At 37.9% G+C, this 17,681-nt stretch carries 15 protein-coding genes; 5 read left to right on the forward strand and 10 right to left on the reverse strand.

Features of this window, described 5'->3' with window-relative positions; genetic code table 11:
• Positions 1-178: 178 nt before the first annotated feature.
• Positions 179-313, forward strand: coding sequence for an HAD family hydrolase (locus FFR48_RS29990; RefSeq protein WP_255427055.1), 135 nt, complete (start codon positions 179-181; stop codon positions 311-313).
• A 58-nt stretch (positions 314-371) separates the two neighbouring features.
• Here the strand turns inward: FFR48_RS29990 and FFR48_RS04435 are convergent, their stop codons facing one another.
• From FFR48_RS04435 to FFR48_RS04480, 10 genes are all read right to left on the reverse strand, one after another.
• The gene (locus FFR48_RS04435) at positions 372-2,645 is read right to left on the reverse strand and encodes an FAD/NAD(P)-binding protein (RefSeq protein ID WP_137666493.1); all 2,274 of its coding nucleotides are present in this window, start codon (positions 2,643-2,645) and stop codon (positions 372-374) included.
• 94 nt (positions 2,646-2,739) lie between these two features.
• Entirely contained in the window at positions 2,740-3,306 is a 567-nt protein-coding gene (gene ssuE, locus FFR48_RS04440) for an NADPH-dependent FMN reductase (protein WP_096572493.1), read from the reverse strand.
• A gap of 34 nt (positions 3,307-3,340) precedes the next feature.
• Positions 3,341-4,510: an FMNH2-dependent alkanesulfonate monooxygenase gene (gene ssuD, locus FFR48_RS04445; RefSeq protein ID WP_137666494.1), complete on the reverse strand. Its 1,170-nt coding sequence runs from the start codon at positions 4,508-4,510 to the stop codon at positions 3,341-3,343.
• A gap of 165 nt (positions 4,511-4,675) precedes the next feature.
• Positions 4,676-5,515, reverse strand: a complete 840-nt coding sequence (gene ssuC / locus FFR48_RS04450; protein WP_096572905.1) for an aliphatic sulfonate ABC transporter permease SsuC — start codon at positions 5,513-5,515, stop codon at positions 4,676-4,678.
• A gap of 149 nt (positions 5,516-5,664) precedes the next feature.
• Entirely contained in the window at positions 5,665-6,708 is a 1,044-nt protein-coding gene (locus FFR48_RS04455) for a sulfonate ABC transporter substrate-binding protein (protein WP_137666495.1), read from the reverse strand.
• A 61-nt stretch (positions 6,709-6,769) separates the two neighbouring features.
• The gene (locus tag FFR48_RS04460; protein WP_137666496.1) at positions 6,770-7,633 is read right to left on the reverse strand and encodes a TauD/TfdA dioxygenase family protein; all 864 of its coding nucleotides are present in this window, start codon (positions 7,631-7,633) and stop codon (positions 6,770-6,772) included.
• Positions 7,634-7,667: 34 nt separating this feature from the next.
• The gene (locus FFR48_RS04465) at positions 7,668-8,789 is read right to left on the reverse strand and encodes an aliphatic sulfonate ABC transporter substrate-binding protein (RefSeq protein WP_096572489.1); all 1,122 of its coding nucleotides are present in this window, start codon (positions 8,787-8,789) and stop codon (positions 7,668-7,670) included.
• Positions 8,790-9,002: 213 nt separating this feature from the next.
• Positions 9,003-9,800 carry an ATP-binding cassette domain-containing protein gene (locus FFR48_RS04470; protein WP_096572488.1) on the reverse strand — a complete coding sequence of 266 codons (798 nt, stop codon included), beginning with the start codon at positions 9,798-9,800 and terminating at the stop codon, positions 9,003-9,005.
• 516 nt (positions 9,801-10,316) lie between these two features.
• Complete coding sequence (locus FFR48_RS04475) at positions 10,317-11,138, reverse strand: NADPH-dependent oxidoreductase (RefSeq protein ID WP_137666497.1); 822 nt, start codon at positions 11,136-11,138, stop codon at positions 10,317-10,319.
• 178 nt (positions 11,139-11,316) lie between these two features.
• Entirely contained in the window at positions 11,317-13,062 is a 1,746-nt protein-coding gene (locus FFR48_RS04480; protein WP_137666498.1) for an iron uptake porin, read from the reverse strand.
• A gap of 457 nt (positions 13,063-13,519) precedes the next feature.
• Here FFR48_RS04480 and FFR48_RS04485 point away from each other — a divergent pair, with 457 nt between their 5' ends.
• From FFR48_RS04485 to FFR48_RS04500, 4 genes are all read left to right on the forward strand, one after another.
• Positions 13,520-14,560: an NADP(H)-dependent aldo-keto reductase gene (locus tag FFR48_RS04485; protein WP_137666499.1), complete on the forward strand. Its 1,041-nt coding sequence runs from the start codon at positions 13,520-13,522 to the stop codon at positions 14,558-14,560.
• A gap of 82 nt (positions 14,561-14,642) precedes the next feature.
• Positions 14,643-15,614, forward strand: a complete 972-nt coding sequence (locus FFR48_RS04490) for a threo-3-hydroxy-L-aspartate ammonia-lyase (RefSeq protein WP_137666500.1) — start codon at positions 14,643-14,645, stop codon at positions 15,612-15,614.
• Positions 15,615-15,797: 183 nt separating this feature from the next.
• A complete protein-coding gene (locus FFR48_RS04495; protein WP_096572483.1) occupies positions 15,798-16,454 on the forward strand; it encodes a class I SAM-dependent methyltransferase family protein in 657 nt (218 codons plus the stop codon).
• A gap of 3 nt (positions 16,455-16,457) precedes the next feature.
• The gene (locus tag FFR48_RS04500; protein ID WP_137666501.1) at positions 16,458-17,669 is read left to right on the forward strand and encodes a glutathione S-transferase family protein; all 1,212 of its coding nucleotides are present in this window, start codon (positions 16,458-16,460) and stop codon (positions 17,667-17,669) included.
• Positions 17,670-17,681 lie beyond the last annotated feature (12 nt).

The following is a 17,681-nucleotide window of genomic DNA, read 5'->3' on the forward strand; positions in this document are numbered from 1 at the left end:
ATACCCGTCATTTATTTAATCTATTACTATTAACAATTCTCAATCAGTCTGATTCAATAACATCTTCATTATTGCAGTACACATATACTAATAATTAGCGATCGCTGTGCCAGTTGCGTAAGTCCTGTTATGAAAAGATATGTAGGGTGTGTTAGCGACAGCATAACGCACCAAATCCTTGATAGAAGAATCTGTACCGGGTGTACAAGCAGGATGTGCAGCAGGAATGACCGTTTTTGGTTATGCTCAACTTGGCGATCGCACTGCTTTTACTGCTGCTGGATCGAAGATAGTTTTTAATGATATGCGGTAGCTTTTTCAACTACTTTAGCTATTGGAAAGCATTTCACCAATTCCATTTTCACCTGCCACTATATATACATAGCAAAGTAATCATTGTATATTTCTGTATTTGCCATAACGGTTAGTTCTATTTGTTCTTGTTCTTCTTTTGCTAAAGTTGTGGACTGATTTAAGCTATCTTGGAGAATGAAATCACCACAGTATTCATTTGCCGGTACTGCTGCATTCATCTTTTGGGGATAACTCAATTTGAGATTATTCATAATGGTGATGAATTGACTACGGGTACGGCCACTAAATCTGGGGTTGAGACGTTTTTCTTCCCCAATGGTGGAAACTGTACGCCCTTTGTAGTCATGGGCAGGATATACTAAGGTATCATCTGGTAAGGTAAATAGGCGTTGTGTCACCACATCATAGAGAGTTCCCGCATCACCACCCTGAAAATCTGTACGTCCACAACCACGAATAAATAAAGCATCACCGGTTAACAAGTGAGTTTTATTCACCAAATAGGTTATGTGACTGGCAGTATGTCCAGGTGTAGAAATTGCTTCAATAGTTACTGAACCCAGTTCTATAATTTCCCCACCTACAAAAGAGCGATCTGCTTTTGTTACCGCAGGATTTTCAGGAACGATGATCTGACAGCCTGTTTGTTGTCTGAGTTTTCCTGCTCCTGTAATATGGTCAGCGTGGAGATGGGTTTCCAAGCAATAGCGTAGTTTTAATCCTAGTTCTTCTAATGATTGCAAATCCCGGTCAACTTGTTCTAATACAGGATCAACTAAAATCCCATCTCCTAACTGTTGATCCGCAATAAGGTAGGTATAGCTACTGGTTTCAGGGTCGAAAAATTGGCGAAATAGAAAGGTTGGCTGTGGTATTCCTGTACTGGTATTGCTCAAAGCTATGGCAGGAAGAGGACGCACACGCAATGGTAGAGACTGCAACAACTCCTGGGATAATGCCTGTGCTTGTCCTCGTAGCTCTGGAACAGCTATAGTTTCCCACAGATCGCCTTTGCGGGGTGTTCCCAAGGTATAAAGTAGGGAAGAAATTGTACCATCTGCTTGATATAAAGCACCCTGGGAGTTAGTATCTAGTCCTAAACCCAGGACATTCGGACGAATTAATCCTTGGCTTCGCAAATTAGTAACCAGAGGATGATTTGAATGCCGATAATCTGCTGCTACTCCGGTACAATTCACTATTCGACGCACTGGCAAAATCTGATTAGTCTGGGTTTTGCGTTCAGATATGGTGACAGCTACACCACCAGGAACAGCTTGATATTCTCTAATTCTGCCAGCAGAAATAGTTAGTTGACCAGAATTGAGCATTTCTGTGATTACATCTCCCACTTGTGGGGCAATGCGGTGACGATGGATGTCCCAATAAGGTGTTAAATGACGTAGAAATCGCCGTTGTTCCTCTTTTGGTAGTTTTTGCCAAATTTTCTGAGTGTGGGGACGTAGAGAGTCAATGAGCGATCGCCAACCATAACCTTGAGATGTGGCAACTTCTACCTCAGTCCGCAACCAATGTAACCAACCCCGTACTGTTGTGGGGAAAGTATCTGGAGTTAAAGAATTAGCATAAGGTTGAGCCGGTTGATGTTTTTGGGGAGACAGTCCCCGACGAGACACAGCATAAATTTTACCCCGGTGTTGGCGACTGTGCAGAGATAACACCATATCTACCATTGTTAATCCCGTACCAATCAGTAGTATAGGGGCATCAGGATCAAGATCATCTAGGGCATCGGCTGACCAAGCATTGCGGAGATAATTACTATCTGTATTCTCAATTTCTGAAGGTGTAGAAAGGGAATTTCCCAAAGCCAAGACAACTTTATCGGCATTAAAATAGCGGCCACTACGGAGAGCAATAGCTGCCCTTTTTGCTTCCGGTTGTATCCCCACCACCTCATCAGTCACCCTTTCCAGACGCACATCACTGGGTGCTGTGGCTTCTGCTTCTGCTAAAACTGACTGAATGTACAAACCATAAACTTTGCGGGGAATGAAGGTACTAGCATTGACTTCTTCGGAAAAAAATGATTCTAACTCGCTGCGGTTGTACTGAAGCCAACGTAACAGATGTCCCGGGTCATGAGGAAACGCGCTCATGTTACCTGCTGAGACATTGAGTAAATGACAGTTAGTCTCCGTACTATAAGCAATTCCCTTGCCAATTTGACGAATGCGCTCAATCAACTTAATGATCAGGGGTTGACTAGCAGTTTTTAATAGATGGGTAGCCACTAGAGTACCACTAAAGCCTCCGCCAACTATAGTGATCGTAGTTGGAGTGTGAGTAGTCAAAAAACTAGAAGTCATGGCATTGTCAGTTAAAATCACTAGTAACGCTGATTTAATCAACAGAACTTACCCATAGGCTAGGAAAATTCAGAGTTTTGATTCATAGATGCCTTTAGTTGCTATATGCTAATTCTTTAACATCAGGGTGAAATTTATTAACAGCTTGCACAAATTCTATTAAAACTTCTTGCAGACGTTGATCAATTTCTTCATCCAACTGCAAACTTCCATCAGCTTGAATTTGAATTTGCTTATCTACTGCGTAAACTGTACTTAAAATATGCCTTGCACCTAATTCACCTAAAACTGGTTTTAAGGCATATTCTATTGATAATAAATGGGCAATTGTACCACCGGTGGCTAAAGGTAATATAACCTTATCTTTTAAGGCTTTTTGTGGTAATAAATCTAAGAAAGATTTGAGTACCCCAGTATAAGCGGCTTTGTAAATTGGAGTGGCAATAATTACGCCACTTGCTTTTTCTAACAATGCTTTTGGTTTTTCTAAAGCAGGGCTATTATAACGTCCAAAAACTAAATCTTCCGCAGGTAAATCTCGCACAGAAATAATATCTGTTTCTAAGCCTTGTTGGGAAACAATTTGAGTCGCATATTCTAAAATTCCGTAGGTTCTGGAAGGATGAGAAGGACTACCAGCGATCGCTAAAATATTAGTCATGTGATCTAAACCTCTTGATTTAATTAATTTTTAACTAATCTACAGTTGCTACTGTTGTTTCTCTAAGTTGTTCTTGAAGCTGCTGGGGAAATTCCCGGTTAGCAACAATCTCACCAAAAGGACTCAATAACTGCGGTTCTACTGTTGGTAAATTATTCAAAGGTAAACGAGGAAAAAGTAATTCTGCTACCCGATAAGCTTCTTCTAAATGGGGATAACCAGAGAAGATAAAAGTATCAATTCCTAAATCTGCATACTCTTGCATTCTTCGAGCAACAGTATCAGGATCGCCTACTAATGCAGTTCCAGCACCACCACGCACTAAACCAATTCCTGCCCATAAATTGGGGCTAATTTCTAATGCTTCCCGACTACCATTATGTAATTCCTTCATCAACTGTTGTCCAACTGAATCCATGCGAGAGTAGGCTTGTTGGGCTTTGTTAATAGCCTCATCATCTACATAACGAATCAAATCATTAGCCGCATCCCAAGCCTGACTTTCAGTTTCTCTAACAATGACATGAAGACGAATCCCAAACCGTAAGGTTCTACCTTGTGCTTCTGCTAAACGTTTTACAGAAGTGATTTTTTCTGCTACTTTTTCAGGTGGTTCACCCCAAGTTAAATATACATCAACGTGCTTGGCAGCAATTTCTTGGGCAATCGCAGAAGAACCACCAAACCACAAAGGTGGATAAGGTTTCTGCACATTAGGAAATAGTATTTTCCCTTCTTTAATATTGAGATAATCACCTTCAAAGTTAGAAGTTTCACCACCTGCTATTTGTCGCCAAACTGTTAAAAATTCATCTGTCAGTTTATAGCGATCATCATGACTAAGATGCAAACCATCACCAGCTAATTCAACAGGATCACCACCAGTAACGACATTAATTAATAGTCGTCCGCCAGAAATTCTATCAAAAGTTGCTGCCATTCTTGCCGCTACCCCTGGTGACATCAATCCTGGACGGATTGCTACTAAAAATCGCATTTTTTTAGTGTGACTTACCAAAGTTGAAGCTAAAATCCAGGCATCTTCACAGGAACGACCTGTAGGTAATAAAGCTCCTGTAAATCCTAATTGATCAACCGCTTGGGCAATTTGTCGCCAATAATCAAAGTTGACTGAACGACCACCTATAGCAGTTCCTAGATAGCGTCCATCGCCATGTGTGGGAATAAACCAAAGAACTTGCATGATGTTTAAGTGTAAAACTTTGTAATCAAAAACTCAATCAATAACTACGGTAATTCTATCGATGAACCGTACTATTGAGGTAATGTTTAAGAGTATTGCACAAATGAATCAAGAAAAGCAATACTTTTACAAAAAAACACTGTAACTTTATCGAGTATTAGTAGATTAACCCTTTAAATAACTGGGATTCCACTGCAACCAGTAGTTTTCCAAAGCTTTAGCAACTATATCAGCCAGCTTGCCGAACAAGGCATAGATTAGAATGCTTAACACAACAACATCCGTTTGCATAAATTCTCTAGCATTTGTTGCCATATATCCAATTCCAGAATCAGCAGCAATTGTTTCTGCCACAATAAGTGTTAACCACATAATCCCCAAAGAAAACCGCACACCAACTAAAATTGAAGACATTGCTCCTGGGAGAATAATTCGCCAAAATAAACCCCAAGTATTTAAACCATAAATTTTACCCATTTCAATCAATCCATGATCAACACTACGAATCCCATGAAAAGTGTTTAAATAAATGGGAAACATTACACCCAAAGATACTAGAAATAATCTCGCTTCATCACCAATGCCAAACCATAAAATTACTAGAGGAATTAATGCTAAATTAGGAATATTCCGCAACATTTGCAGTGATGTATCTAGTAATTTTTCCGCAATCCGAGAAACACCATTAAGTAAACCTAAACTAAATCCAATACTTCCCCCAATTAAAAACCCGGATATCGCTCGTAAGGCACTAATACCAATATTTCTGAAAAGTTCACCTGTCTGAGCTAATTTAATAGCAGCAATAAGAACTGCCAAAGGTGCGGGTAATATTCTTGTAGGAATAACACCAATAGAGGATAACAACTGCCACACTACAATTATTGTAATTGGTACAACCCAGGGTATAAATGATTGAAAATAGCGGTTTTTCAGAAATTTAAAATAGAACTTATTTTTTCTTGTTGAATACTTTGATGAAAAATCAGTAGAAGAAAGTTTCATGACCATTTATTTATTAAGTGATGATGAGAATGATTACAAGCAGAGTTTATTTGTTCCTAGACACAAATATTCACACAAATATTCTGACTCCTGAATTCTTACCAACCAATTATGATTTGTTCTCAGAAATCAGGAATCTCAATTAGTAGTTATTTTCTACTAATTCTTCGCGGTGTAATAGCTGCATACTGCTGAGAAGTGAGAACTGAATCTTTGATAGCAATTCGCCTAGGAATCACTTTTTCGTTGTAGAATAGATCCGCAATGCGTTGTTGCTCGGCAATCAGAGATGAGTTAATTGGACGTAAACGAAATGTACGTCTACGAACTACCACAGATAAAAGCGCTGGATCAAGTTTCAATTCAGGAGCAAGAATTTTCACAACTTCATTAGGATTAGATTCTGCCCATTCCCCTAACTTATCCACTTCTTCTAAAACTATACGCACAACTTCTGGATTTTCAACGGCAAAACTACGTCTAGCCATATAAAAACCACCTTGGTTAGCAATTCCTGAAGCATTTCTCAAAACACGAGCATTAGCATTTTTCTGGACAAAAGCAATAAAAGGATCCCAAGCTACCCAAGCATCAATCTTCTTTTGAATAAAGGCATCACGGGCTTCAGCAGGAGTTAAACTCACTGCTTGAATATCACTAATTTTTAACCCGACTTCACCTAATGCTCTAAGCAGTAAATAATGTGAAGCAGATCCTCTTTGAAAAACAACTTTTTTACCTTTAAGATCCTTAACTGTTTTAATAGGAGAATCTTGTTGAACAACAATAGCACTACCTTCACCCTTACTGGGTTTACGTCCAGCAATATAGGCAAGTTGAGCGCCAGCAGCTTGAGCAAATATAGGTGGTGTTTCTCCCACAGAACCAATATCAACTCTGTTAGCATTCATCGCTTCCATAAGTTGGGGTCCAGCAGGAAATGGAGACCATTCTACTTTGATACCCAAAGGTTCAAGACGTTTATCTACTACTCCTTTGATCTTTACAATATCGCCAGAAGTTTGATAAGCCAGTCGGACTACTTTGGTGTTAATGCCTGTTTTATTAGTTGTATTTTGGGCTTCGACTATTTTACTGGAAATTGGTACAGAAAGAGTAACTAAAGCTAATGCTGATATTGAGTATTGAAGGAATTTCTGTAAAAATATGCGTCGTGGTAAGTTAAGCTTCATGCTTCTGTCTCCTCAATAAATTTCAATTCAAATTGTTTTATGACTGTTTTTATTACAAAACCTAAAATGGGCGACTACCCGCTAAACTAATCCGTTTCAAAACTCGACGTTCATTAGGATCAAAAGCTTGACGGTAATGTAATGTAGATTGATTATCCCAATAAACAATATCGCCCACAGACCATTTATGTTGATAATAAAATTGACGTTGATGCAGATGATATCGCAACTGTGCAATTAATTCTTGACCCTCTTGGGGATCTAAACCTACAATTTCCACTTCTGTGGCGTAATCTAAATATAAAATCTTCTTGCCACTTTCTGGATGTGTTCTGACTAATGGATGGGGAAATACAGGACTAATGAGAGGAATATTTTTATCCTCACGATATTTTCTTCTGGGTTCTCCTGGTTTATTTAAAAACGGATTATAAGTAATCAACTGTAAATTAGCAATTCGTTTTTTTGTTGATTCATCCAAAGTTGCATAAGCTAAATTTAGATTTAACCAGGAAGTATCTCCCCCTTGGGATGGAATTTCTAAAGCATAAAGTAAAGAACCACTGGAAGGAAAAGGAGTCCATTTATGATCAGAATGAAAAGGTATTTCACCTGTTCCTGTATAACCGTTATCAACATTGGAAACAGGAATTATCACTGGTGTGATTCCGGGCTGAGAAGCTAAAACTGGAACGTTATCTGGAGGAACAAAAAGAGAACCAAAGTAAAAACTAAAGTTTAAAAATTGCTCATCAGTCAAATTTTGATTTTTGAAGATGAGAATATGATAATCCCGCAATGCTTGTTTTAATTGTAAAATGACTTCAGGTGCAATGGTTTGACTAGCATCTAGTCCAGTAACTACTGCTCCCAAGGGTGCATCAAGAGGAGTAATTTGAAATTTGGTTAAAGTTAGAGTCGTCATAGTTGAGATTTCCAGATTAATAAATTACAAATTTTTATTTACTTGCTAACACTTCTTTGGGAGTAATTTCCGCATATTGTTCCGGTGTTAAAAACCCGTCTTTAACATTAACTTTCTTGGGTATTAGTCCCAGGCTGTACCATTTATCTGCAACTTCTTGTTGCTTGTTGATCACTGCATCGGTAATAGGCACTAATGCAAAATCATATTTACTGTGCATTTTTTCTAATGTTGGTGCATCAAGTTGAGTTACAGGAGCCAACAATTGAGCAATTTCTTTGGGATTGTTCTTAGACCAAACCTGTGCTTTTTGTAATTCTTCCAAAAATATTTTAATCACTTGAGGATTTTCTTGATAGAATTTACGGTTTGTAGAAATAAAATTATTAGTATCTCTTAAACCATTACCACCATCTATCAACACACGACCAACTTTGTTCTGCACATTTCTGGTAACGAATGGCTCCCAAATAAACCAAGCATCAACTTTACCTTGACTAAAGGCTGCATTAGCATCTGGAGGTGCTAGGAAAACAGACTCAACATCAGTTAGTTTTAAACCCTCTTTTTCTACGGCTCTAACTGTTAAATAATGCCCTATCGAGGCTTTTTGGAAAGCAATTTTTTTACTTTTTAAATCCTGGACACTTTTAACAGGTGAATTAGCTGGAACTAAAAGAGAAACTGCTTGACCATCTGAAGAATTAGCTGCTAAATAAACCAGGGGAGCGCCAGCCGCTTGGGAAAAAATAGGAGGTGATTCAGCAGTGGAAGCAATATCCAGTCCACCTGCATTTAAAGCTTCTAACTGTTGTGGACCTGCGGCAAATTCAGGCCATTCCACTTTATAACCTAGAGGTTCTAAGCGTTTTTCCAGAGTGCCTTGTTTCTCCAGAACTGCTAAGGCTGTAAGTTGTTTAGAACGGACTATCCTCACTACTTTTTGAGTAGAGGTAGAACTGTTCCCAGAGGTAGATGTATTAGTTGTATTAGATGCTGTATTGTTTATCTCTGAATTACTTTGTTTTTGTTGCGGACTGTTGCAACTAAATAGTGTAGTTGACAAAACTACACTATAACCAAAAGCAAATAAGGCATGACGACGAGTAATACGTAGGCCTTTCCATGATTCAATTTTATTTTTCCAATTTGGCATTATTAAATTACCTTTTATGATTGAGTAAGTAAAAAATTTTTCAGCTATTTAATTTAAGTTAATTTAAGAAAGTGAGGTGGGAAAGGAACACCCACCCCATTAAGGTGCGAGAAAAACTAACTGCCACTGACTGAGAAGAAAACTGAGTAATACTAGATGACAAGTCCTAAATTTATGGCTGTACAGAGTTGTGTAGAGTAAAGTTGTGGAAATTTAGGCGATCGCAGAACTAGAACTAAAAACGTATTCCACTTCTGACTTTTGATATTCTGGTTGACCCATGACTCGGTTTAAAATCTTCTCCACAGTCTTAGCAAACTTTGCATCTCCTCTAGCTCTTGGACGTGGGAGATCAATTTTCACATCCATACTAATTTGACCATCTTCAATCAAAACTATTCGGTCTGCTAAAACTACGGCTTCTTCTACATCATGAGTAATTAACAATGCTGTAAATCCTTGTTCTGTCCACAAACGTTCTAATAATTGTTGCATTTCAATTCTAGTTAGGGCATCCAACGCTCCCAAAGGCTCATCTAGCAACAGTAAAGACGGTTTACTTACCAATGCCCTGGCTAAAGCCACCCGTTGTCTTTGTCCACCGGAAAGAACGGAAGGCCATTCGTGGGCGCGGTCTTCTAACCCCACATCACGAAGCACTTGTAAAGCTGTTTGTCGAGCATAAACTTTAGAATTAGCACCTATTAAACCTAATTCTACGTTTGCCAATACTCGCTGCCAAGGTAACAGACGAGAATCCTGAAACATCATCCGAACGGCTGGATTAATAGGTTTATCAGAATATTTACCGTTTAACAAAACATTGCCATCACTGGGCGCATCTAGCCCAGCCACTAGACGCAACATTGTACTTTTACCACAGCCACTCCGACCAACAATAGCTACAAATTCTCCCGGCTGAATCTCTAAATCAATTCCTTGTAAAACAGTTTTGTTGCCAAAAGACTTTCTCAGTCCTTCAAGATTTAATTGCATTCCTTTATTAGTCATGTTCAAAACCTCTTACTTTTGGATTGTTTACTTGTCATGGGAGTAAAGCTGTCAAATAAAAATAGGCAATGCTTATGTAACAGTTTTCTGAGCCGAAATCCTTAGAAAATCAACATATTTATGCTCAGGCTTTAAGAGATATGTAAGATTGACAGCAATTCATCTCTTTTATTAGGTTGAGTATCACATTTCTGGACAACAAGCTTTAGTAAAGAAGCATCTGGTATTAATACCAGTATGCTTGTTTCCGTGCCATTGAGTAGAATCTCCGATAACTTTGTAGGAATACCGTAGTTTTATCTTAGTATTTCACAATTATCTAAAAATTGCAAGCATCTTTGAGAAAAAAATATTAAAAATAGACATAAAAAAATCCCCACTTACTTATGAGGATTTATTCCATACAAAAATTTTGCAATTAATCTATTAATTGCCTACATCAAACAATAACAAAAATTTATTTTTGAGTATTTTTTAACAAATTATTGTGATTTATACCCTGATTACAAAACTTAATTATCCTAATTCAAACCCCAAATTATTCAGAATTTCTTTTAACCTATGCCGACCAGATAAAGATTCAGCCGATGCTACCCTTTTACTAGAATGTTCCGACCAATCACCAGGAATATTCATATGTTGTGAATTGTAGAAATTTTCCATGATTTGGTTATATTCTAATATTCCTTGCTCTTGTTCTGCAAGGTTATATATTTCTCGATGTAAAACTACAGATTGCGGTAAACGTGGTTTAATTGCTATTTTAACAACGGGATCTGCATAGCCCACACACAAACCAAAAACAGCAACTACATGAGGAGGTAAATTCAAAATTTGGGCTACCTCTTGTGGTTTATTTCGCAATGCACCGATATACACAGTTCCTAATCCCAGAGATTCAGCTGCTACTACAGCATTTTGCGCTGCTAAAGCTGCATCTATAGCCGCCATCAAAAACATTTCTAAATAATCTAAACCTTCGTGAGGTAGTCCACGACTTTCAGCAATATTTGTTAGTCTAGCTAAATCTGCTAACCATACTAAAAAGAGAGGACTTTGGCGAATGTGCGCTTGATTATTAGCTAGTTTTGATAATTCTTCTTTACGATTTCCATCTTCAACTGCTACCACACTCCAAGTTTGAAGATTAGAGGAAGTAGAGGCAGATTGGGCAGCAGCGATTAAAACTTCTAAAGTTCCTGGGGGTAAAGCATCAGGTAAATAAGCACGAATTGAACGATGAGATAGCAAAGTTGCTAATGTGTCACTCCAGGGAATATCTGGATTAAATTTGTCATTACCATACCTATAATTTAGTAATTCAGTTAGGTTAGTCATAACTTTTAACTTTCGGAAAAATAATGATAGCAAAGAATGAAAATGTCTGAATCAGGATGTCCAGGATTAAAGGATTAACAGGATTAAAGAATTTTAATAAATACGAAACCCTGCAAATCCTCGAATCATGTAAATCTTGATATGGCTTGCGCTATATTATCAGAGGTACTTTACTAGGTTAAAACCTGAAAGTTGTACGCAGCCAACCGACTACACTAGCAGGATTACTAGCATCTGAGTCTGGTGCTGTTACCCAAATAAATCCAGGTGTAATCTCAATATTATCAGTGAGTTTATATTTATACCATCCCTCAATGTGCAGTGAAGTATCTTTGTCTGCTTGACCCCTACCTGCTCCTAAATCTACATTTGAACTTAAACGAGTCAGTGTTGGTGCTTGACCCACAAAGAGAGCGCCTAAGCTACCTTTTTTACCTAAATCGGGAAATGTTATTCCTGCTCCCCAATTCCAGACTTGACCATCTCCATGCCCTAAATAACGATGGGCTGAATACCCCACAAAACCATTGACTGTTAATTTTGGATTTAGTCTATATAATGCCCCAATTCCATAAAGGTTTCCCACGGTTCCCGCACCAGGTACGGTACTATTTGCTAAGTTACTACCAGCAGCAGGTCCAAAGTTTGTTCCTCCTTGACCAATTGCACCTGGTGGACTGTAGGTATTAGCGTAACTTAAACCAAGGCGAAAATTCTTTTTGGGGCTAAAGTAAGTTAATTGTCCAAAAGCCACATATCTGCCTGTAAACAAACCATTATTAGGCGAGGGGTCATTGCCATTAGGGGCGCTATAGGATGCTCCTAATTGCCACTGCTCACTTAGATTATGAAGAATAGCAATTCCCGGTCCGGTATCTCCATAGTTGTACACCATATTCCGTCGGGAAAATCGTGTTATCCCATTAGTGAAAGAACCTTCAAAGGGGTTAGTTGGTCCACTTAAACCTATTTCATTAGCTCCATCTGACTGAGCAAAAATATTAAATTGGGTCTTTTTACCAATAGGAAAACGATAACGAATACCACTAACAAAAACCTGATTGGGTTGAGCAGGATTAGGTCTACGATTATCGGCCGTTCTGCCATCAAATGTTCCCAAAAGTCCAGTCCTAGTTTGTCCCAAAGATTCAATATTTCCACCTGAAAGGACTAATCGCAGTTGATCTTTACCAGTAAAACTTGTGTTTAGTGCTAATTGAACTGCATTTTGAAATGTGATGATATTAGGTGCTGGTTTTTTGGTGATCACGTTATTGCCCGCTAAAACACCTCCCAGTACGAACTGAGCCTGACCGCTCAGTATAGTTGTTGTCGAAAACTGATTAGCCTCTATTTCTGCTGTTCTTGCTTCTAACTTATCTAGTCTCCCGCGTAATTGAGCAAGTTCGGTACTAAATTCTTCAGTTAGACGTTGTATGCCTTCCAAATCTTCTTTTACAGCTAAATCTGATGTGGATGATGCAATAAGTTTATTTACTTGATCTAAGCAAGCGTTTAATCCTGCGGCAAATTCATAGCGACTCAAGGCACGATTACCTTTAAATGTACTATCTGGATAACCAGCAATACAACCATAACGTTCTACTAAAGATTGCAAAGCTTGAAAAGCCCAATCTGTTGGTTGGACATCTGAAAGTTGGGATACAGATGTAAGTTGTGACTCACTATCTTGAAACTCATTAGATGAAAAGAAAAGTTCTGAGTTAGTTTCTTTTTGGGTAATTATTTGATTAACGTTGTCAGAGTCAGGGATATTTATACTGACGGTTGATAAGGTCTCTTTACCTGTCGTTTCCTTTTCTTGCCCTCTTTCACTAGCAGAAGATTTTGTACTAGCTGCTAAGACCAAGAGGAATATAGACATTGGTAAAGTAAGCAATAAATTCCAAGCAGTTTTTTTCATTTTGGTTGATAACCCCACACACACACAGAATTAGAGCCGACACGAAATTACATAGAATTTCACACTGAATCACAGGAGAAAATCGAACTTCTCAGATAGAACTTTCTTGTAGGTCTATCTGGGTTAGTTTTGTATTATTAATGACATAAAAGCCTAGAGTAATGACACAATTACCTTATGTATAAAAACAATATACGGTAATTCTATCAAGATACTGTAGTTAATGATTGATAAGTAGCACTATTTCATAAAAAAACTAAAATGTGAGTATTCATGGATACATTTTTTAGAATTTTAAATTAATTTTTACAAAGGCTTGTCCATCTAGTTTGGGTATGATAGTATAGTTGTCAAGCTATTAACTCCGATAAATCGGTAGACTTAGTGTATGTTTAAAAGATAGCGATATTATTAGTTTTTGTAACAAAATGGAATTAAGGAGCATTATTCAAACATTATGAAATACAACCAACTTCCTGGAAGCGACCTCAAGGTTTCAGAAATTTGCTTGGGAACGATGACCTATGGACATCAAAATACTATTGAGGAGGCGCATCAACAACTTGACTATGCTGTTGCCCAAGGGATAAATTTCTTGGATACTGCGGAAATGTATCCAGTTCCCCCTCGTGGTGAAACCCAAGGAAAAACTGAGGCTTATATTGGGGAATGGTTAAAGAAACAGCAACGAGATCAACTAATAGTTGCGACTAAAATTGCAGGTCCTGGTCGTCCTTTTTCCTGGTTGAGAGGTGGAAATAATAAAGTTGACCGTGAGAATATTACACAGGCTGTAAATGATAGTTTGCAGAGATTACAAACTGATTATATAGACTTGTATCAAATTCATTGGCCTGATCGTTATGTTCCTACATTTGGACAGACAAGTTATAATCCAGAATTAGAAAGGGAAACTGTGCCTATTGCGGAACAGTTACAGGCGTTTGCTGATGTGATTAAAGCTGGAAAGATTCGTTATTTGGGTTTAAGTAATGAAACACCTTGGGGAGTAAGTGAGTTTGTTCGCATTGCTAATGATTTGGGATTACCTAAAGTTCTGACAACTCAAAATGCTTACAATTTACTCAATCGTAATTTTGAATCAGGTTTAGCTGAAGTTTATCGTTATACAGATGTGGGTTTATTGGCTTATAGTCCTCTTGGGTTTGGGTTTTTAACTGGTAAATACATAGAAAATCAACAGTTAGAAAATACAAGAATATCTCTGTTTCCTGGTTTTGGGCAACGTTATTTGAAACCCAATGTACAAGAAGCGGTTAAGGCTTATGTGGAGATTGCTAAAAAGTATAATCTTTCAGCGACTCAGTTAGCGATCGCATTTGTCAAAAGTCGCTGGTTTGTGAAAAGTACAATTATTGGGGCAACAACTTTGGCACAATTGCAGGAAAATATAGATAGTGTCAATGTGGTTTTGGATAAAGAGATTTTCGCAGAAATAGATGCAATTCATACTCGTTATCCTAATCCAGCACCTTAACCGAGTTTTGTAAAAAAATACAAAGCGAAATTCTCACCTCACTTAATATTAGTGGTGGTGAGAGTTACTTTATGAAAAAATAATGTTATTATCTGATTTTGTTACTATTACTGATGTAGAAGCCGCACAAAAACGGCTTGTGGGTATTGCTCATCAAACACCAGTAATTACCTCTGGTACTGTCAATGAACTGACTCAAAGCCAAGTATTTTTTAAATGCGAAAATTTCCAACGGACGGGAGCATTTAAGTTTCGTGGTGCTTATAATGCCCTAGTCCAATTATCAGTAGAACAGAAAATAAAAGGCGTTATTACCTATTCTTCAGGAAATCATGCCCAAGCGATCACTTTAGCCGGGAAATTACTCAATATTCCCACCATTGTAGTTATGCCTGATGATGCACCAATAGTCAAACAAACTGCAACTCGCAGCTATGGTGCAGAAGTCATTTTGTACAACCGTGACACAACTAACCGGGAAGAATTAACCAAAAATCTCGCAGCAGAACGCCAATTAACTTTAATTCCACCTTATGATTATCCTCATGTCATTGCTGGACAAGGTACAACTGCATTAGAACTAATTCAAGAAGTGGGACAACTAGACTACTTATTGGTATGTTGCGGTGGTGGTGGATTAATTTCTGGTTGTGCGATCGCAACAAAAGCACTTTTACCTAATTGTAAAATAATTGGTGTAGAACCAGAATTAGCTGATGATGCTACTCGCTCTTTTTACAGCAAAACCCTGCAAACCGTCCATAATCCCCAGACCATTGCTGATGGTGTCAGGACTCCCAGTTTAGGTAAAATCACCTTTCCCCTAGTCTTAGAATACGTAGATGATATGGTGACTGTATCGGAAGCAGCCATCATTCGCACCATGTTCTTTATTTGGGAACGCTTAAAAATCGTTGTTGAACCCACTGGAGTCATAGCCGCAGCCGCATTATTAGAAGGTAGCGTTAAAGCACCAGCAGCGAGAATTGGCGTAATTATCAGTGGTGGAAATGTAGACTTAGCGCAAGTTAGTCAATTATTACAAACCACTTAATCATTTTTCGTATTACTAGCTAGATATCTAATTATTTAACTACTTGATTTTCTGTAAATTGATATGTTAATCTGTATTTATCCTTAAACTACTAATTCTCGATAGGTTTACCGTATATTAAAATTGGAGTGATAAAAAACACACTCCAAAATCTAAGTTTTTAGCAATCGGGGAATCTTTTTTATGCCAAAAGATTGGTTAGAATGGCACGATCTTTACAACACTGAACCCAAATTACAGCAGCGTTTAGAAATCGTGCAGGAATATATTTCCTATAGTTTAGATCACTCCCCAATAGGAGCTATTCGGGTAGTTAGTGTTTGCGCTGGTGATGGACGAGATTTATTAGGAACATTAGCAAATCATCCCCGTACTAAAGATGTATATGCAAGATTAGTAGAAATCAATCCTGGGTTAGTTGAACGGGGACGTGCGACTATAGAATCATTGGGTCTAACAAAACAAATTGAGTTTATCAATGGTGATGCAACTGCTGCTGATAACTATGTAGGAGCAGTACCAGCAGATATTGTCATTGTCTGTGGTATTTTTGGCAATTTAGCTGATGAAAATGAACTCAATCGTTTATTAGGAAATCTCAGTTTTCTGAGTAAAAAAGGCACATTTGTGCTTTGGACTCGTGGACATTCTAACGGTATTGCTTATTCAGAAACCGTGCGTAAATACTTCCGTGATTTTGGATTTGAGGAAGTTAACTTTAAACTCACAGCAACAGGAGATATGGGAGTAGGAATTCATCGTTATTTAGGTGAACATCTACCTACACCAAAAGAAGAAGAATTATTTGTATTTTCCGGCGTTCCAAATAAAGCGAGATAAGAAATGGCCATTGCAAGCACTACCATATCCAGTTGGGAACAATTATTAGAAAAAGCTCGACAAAATACCCCCGCCCGTCGAGTTAAAAGACCAGGACAAGCACCTTCTACTACTCCTATTCCTAGTAGTCTGTATAAACTTCCCCCTGAGAGAAAACCACCAGTATTGTTATATAGAGATAGTAACTCTTGGTGTCCTTTCTGCGAAAGAGTTTGGTTTGCGTTAGAAGAAAAACAAATTCCCTTTGAAACAGAATTTATTGATCTGAGTAATAAACCGAAATGGTACACAGATTTAGTGCCAACAACTCTTGTACCTGCTGCTAAAATTGAGGGTAAGTTAGTTTATGAATCTAAAGATATTCTTTTAGAATTGGAAGAGCATTTTGGGGAAACGTTATTACCAGAAGATCCAGAAGAAAATGCGATCGCCAGACAATGGGTTGAAGATGCAGAAACCAATGGTTTTCGGGATATTGCCTATAAATTCTTGAGACAACCTCCAGAAGATGCCAAAGAATTAGCAAATTTACAAGCAGAATTTGAAGCTAAATTAGATGAAATTGAAAAGACTTTAGGGAGATATCCAAAACCCTATTTTTTATCAACATTTAGCCTGGTAGATATTATGTATAGTCCCCATTTAGATAGATTGGCGGCTAATTTACCAGTATATAGAGGATATCACATCAAAGGAAATTCTCGTTTTCCTCTCATCAATGTTTGGTTTGCAGCACTTAAAAAACGTCCTGCTTACAACAGAGTTAAATCAGACAACATTACTAATAATTTACTTTTAAGGCGGAGATTTGGCATAGAACCTATTGGTAATCCCTTACCTTTAGATTTAGCTGAGGCTGAATTTATTGAATATCGTGCAGAAGCGGCTGAAAGATTAAGTGATAATCGAGAAGTTGCTATTAGCGATATTCTCAAAAATTCTGGAGTTCAATCTTTAGGTGATATCTCAATCATTAAAGACGCTGTGGATTTTCACCTACGATTATTAGCTGATTATCTCCTGAATGGTAATAACGAATTATTACCAGGCGGTAGAACTGGAGGTAAAGAAAGTATAGATCCAATTATCGCTGCTACAGGGACTATTACGCTGGCTTATATCAGAAATAGAATTTGTGCGCCACGAGATATGAGTGCTGGCGCTGCTACTGCATTACGAGCAGCAGCAGATAAAGTTTTTGCATCTATTTATTGATTTGATAACAAG

This window comes from Sphaerospermopsis reniformis (assembly GCF_005402885.1).
GTDB lineage: Bacteria > Cyanobacteriota > Cyanobacteriia > Cyanobacteriales > Nostocaceae > Sphaerospermopsis > Sphaerospermopsis kisseleviana.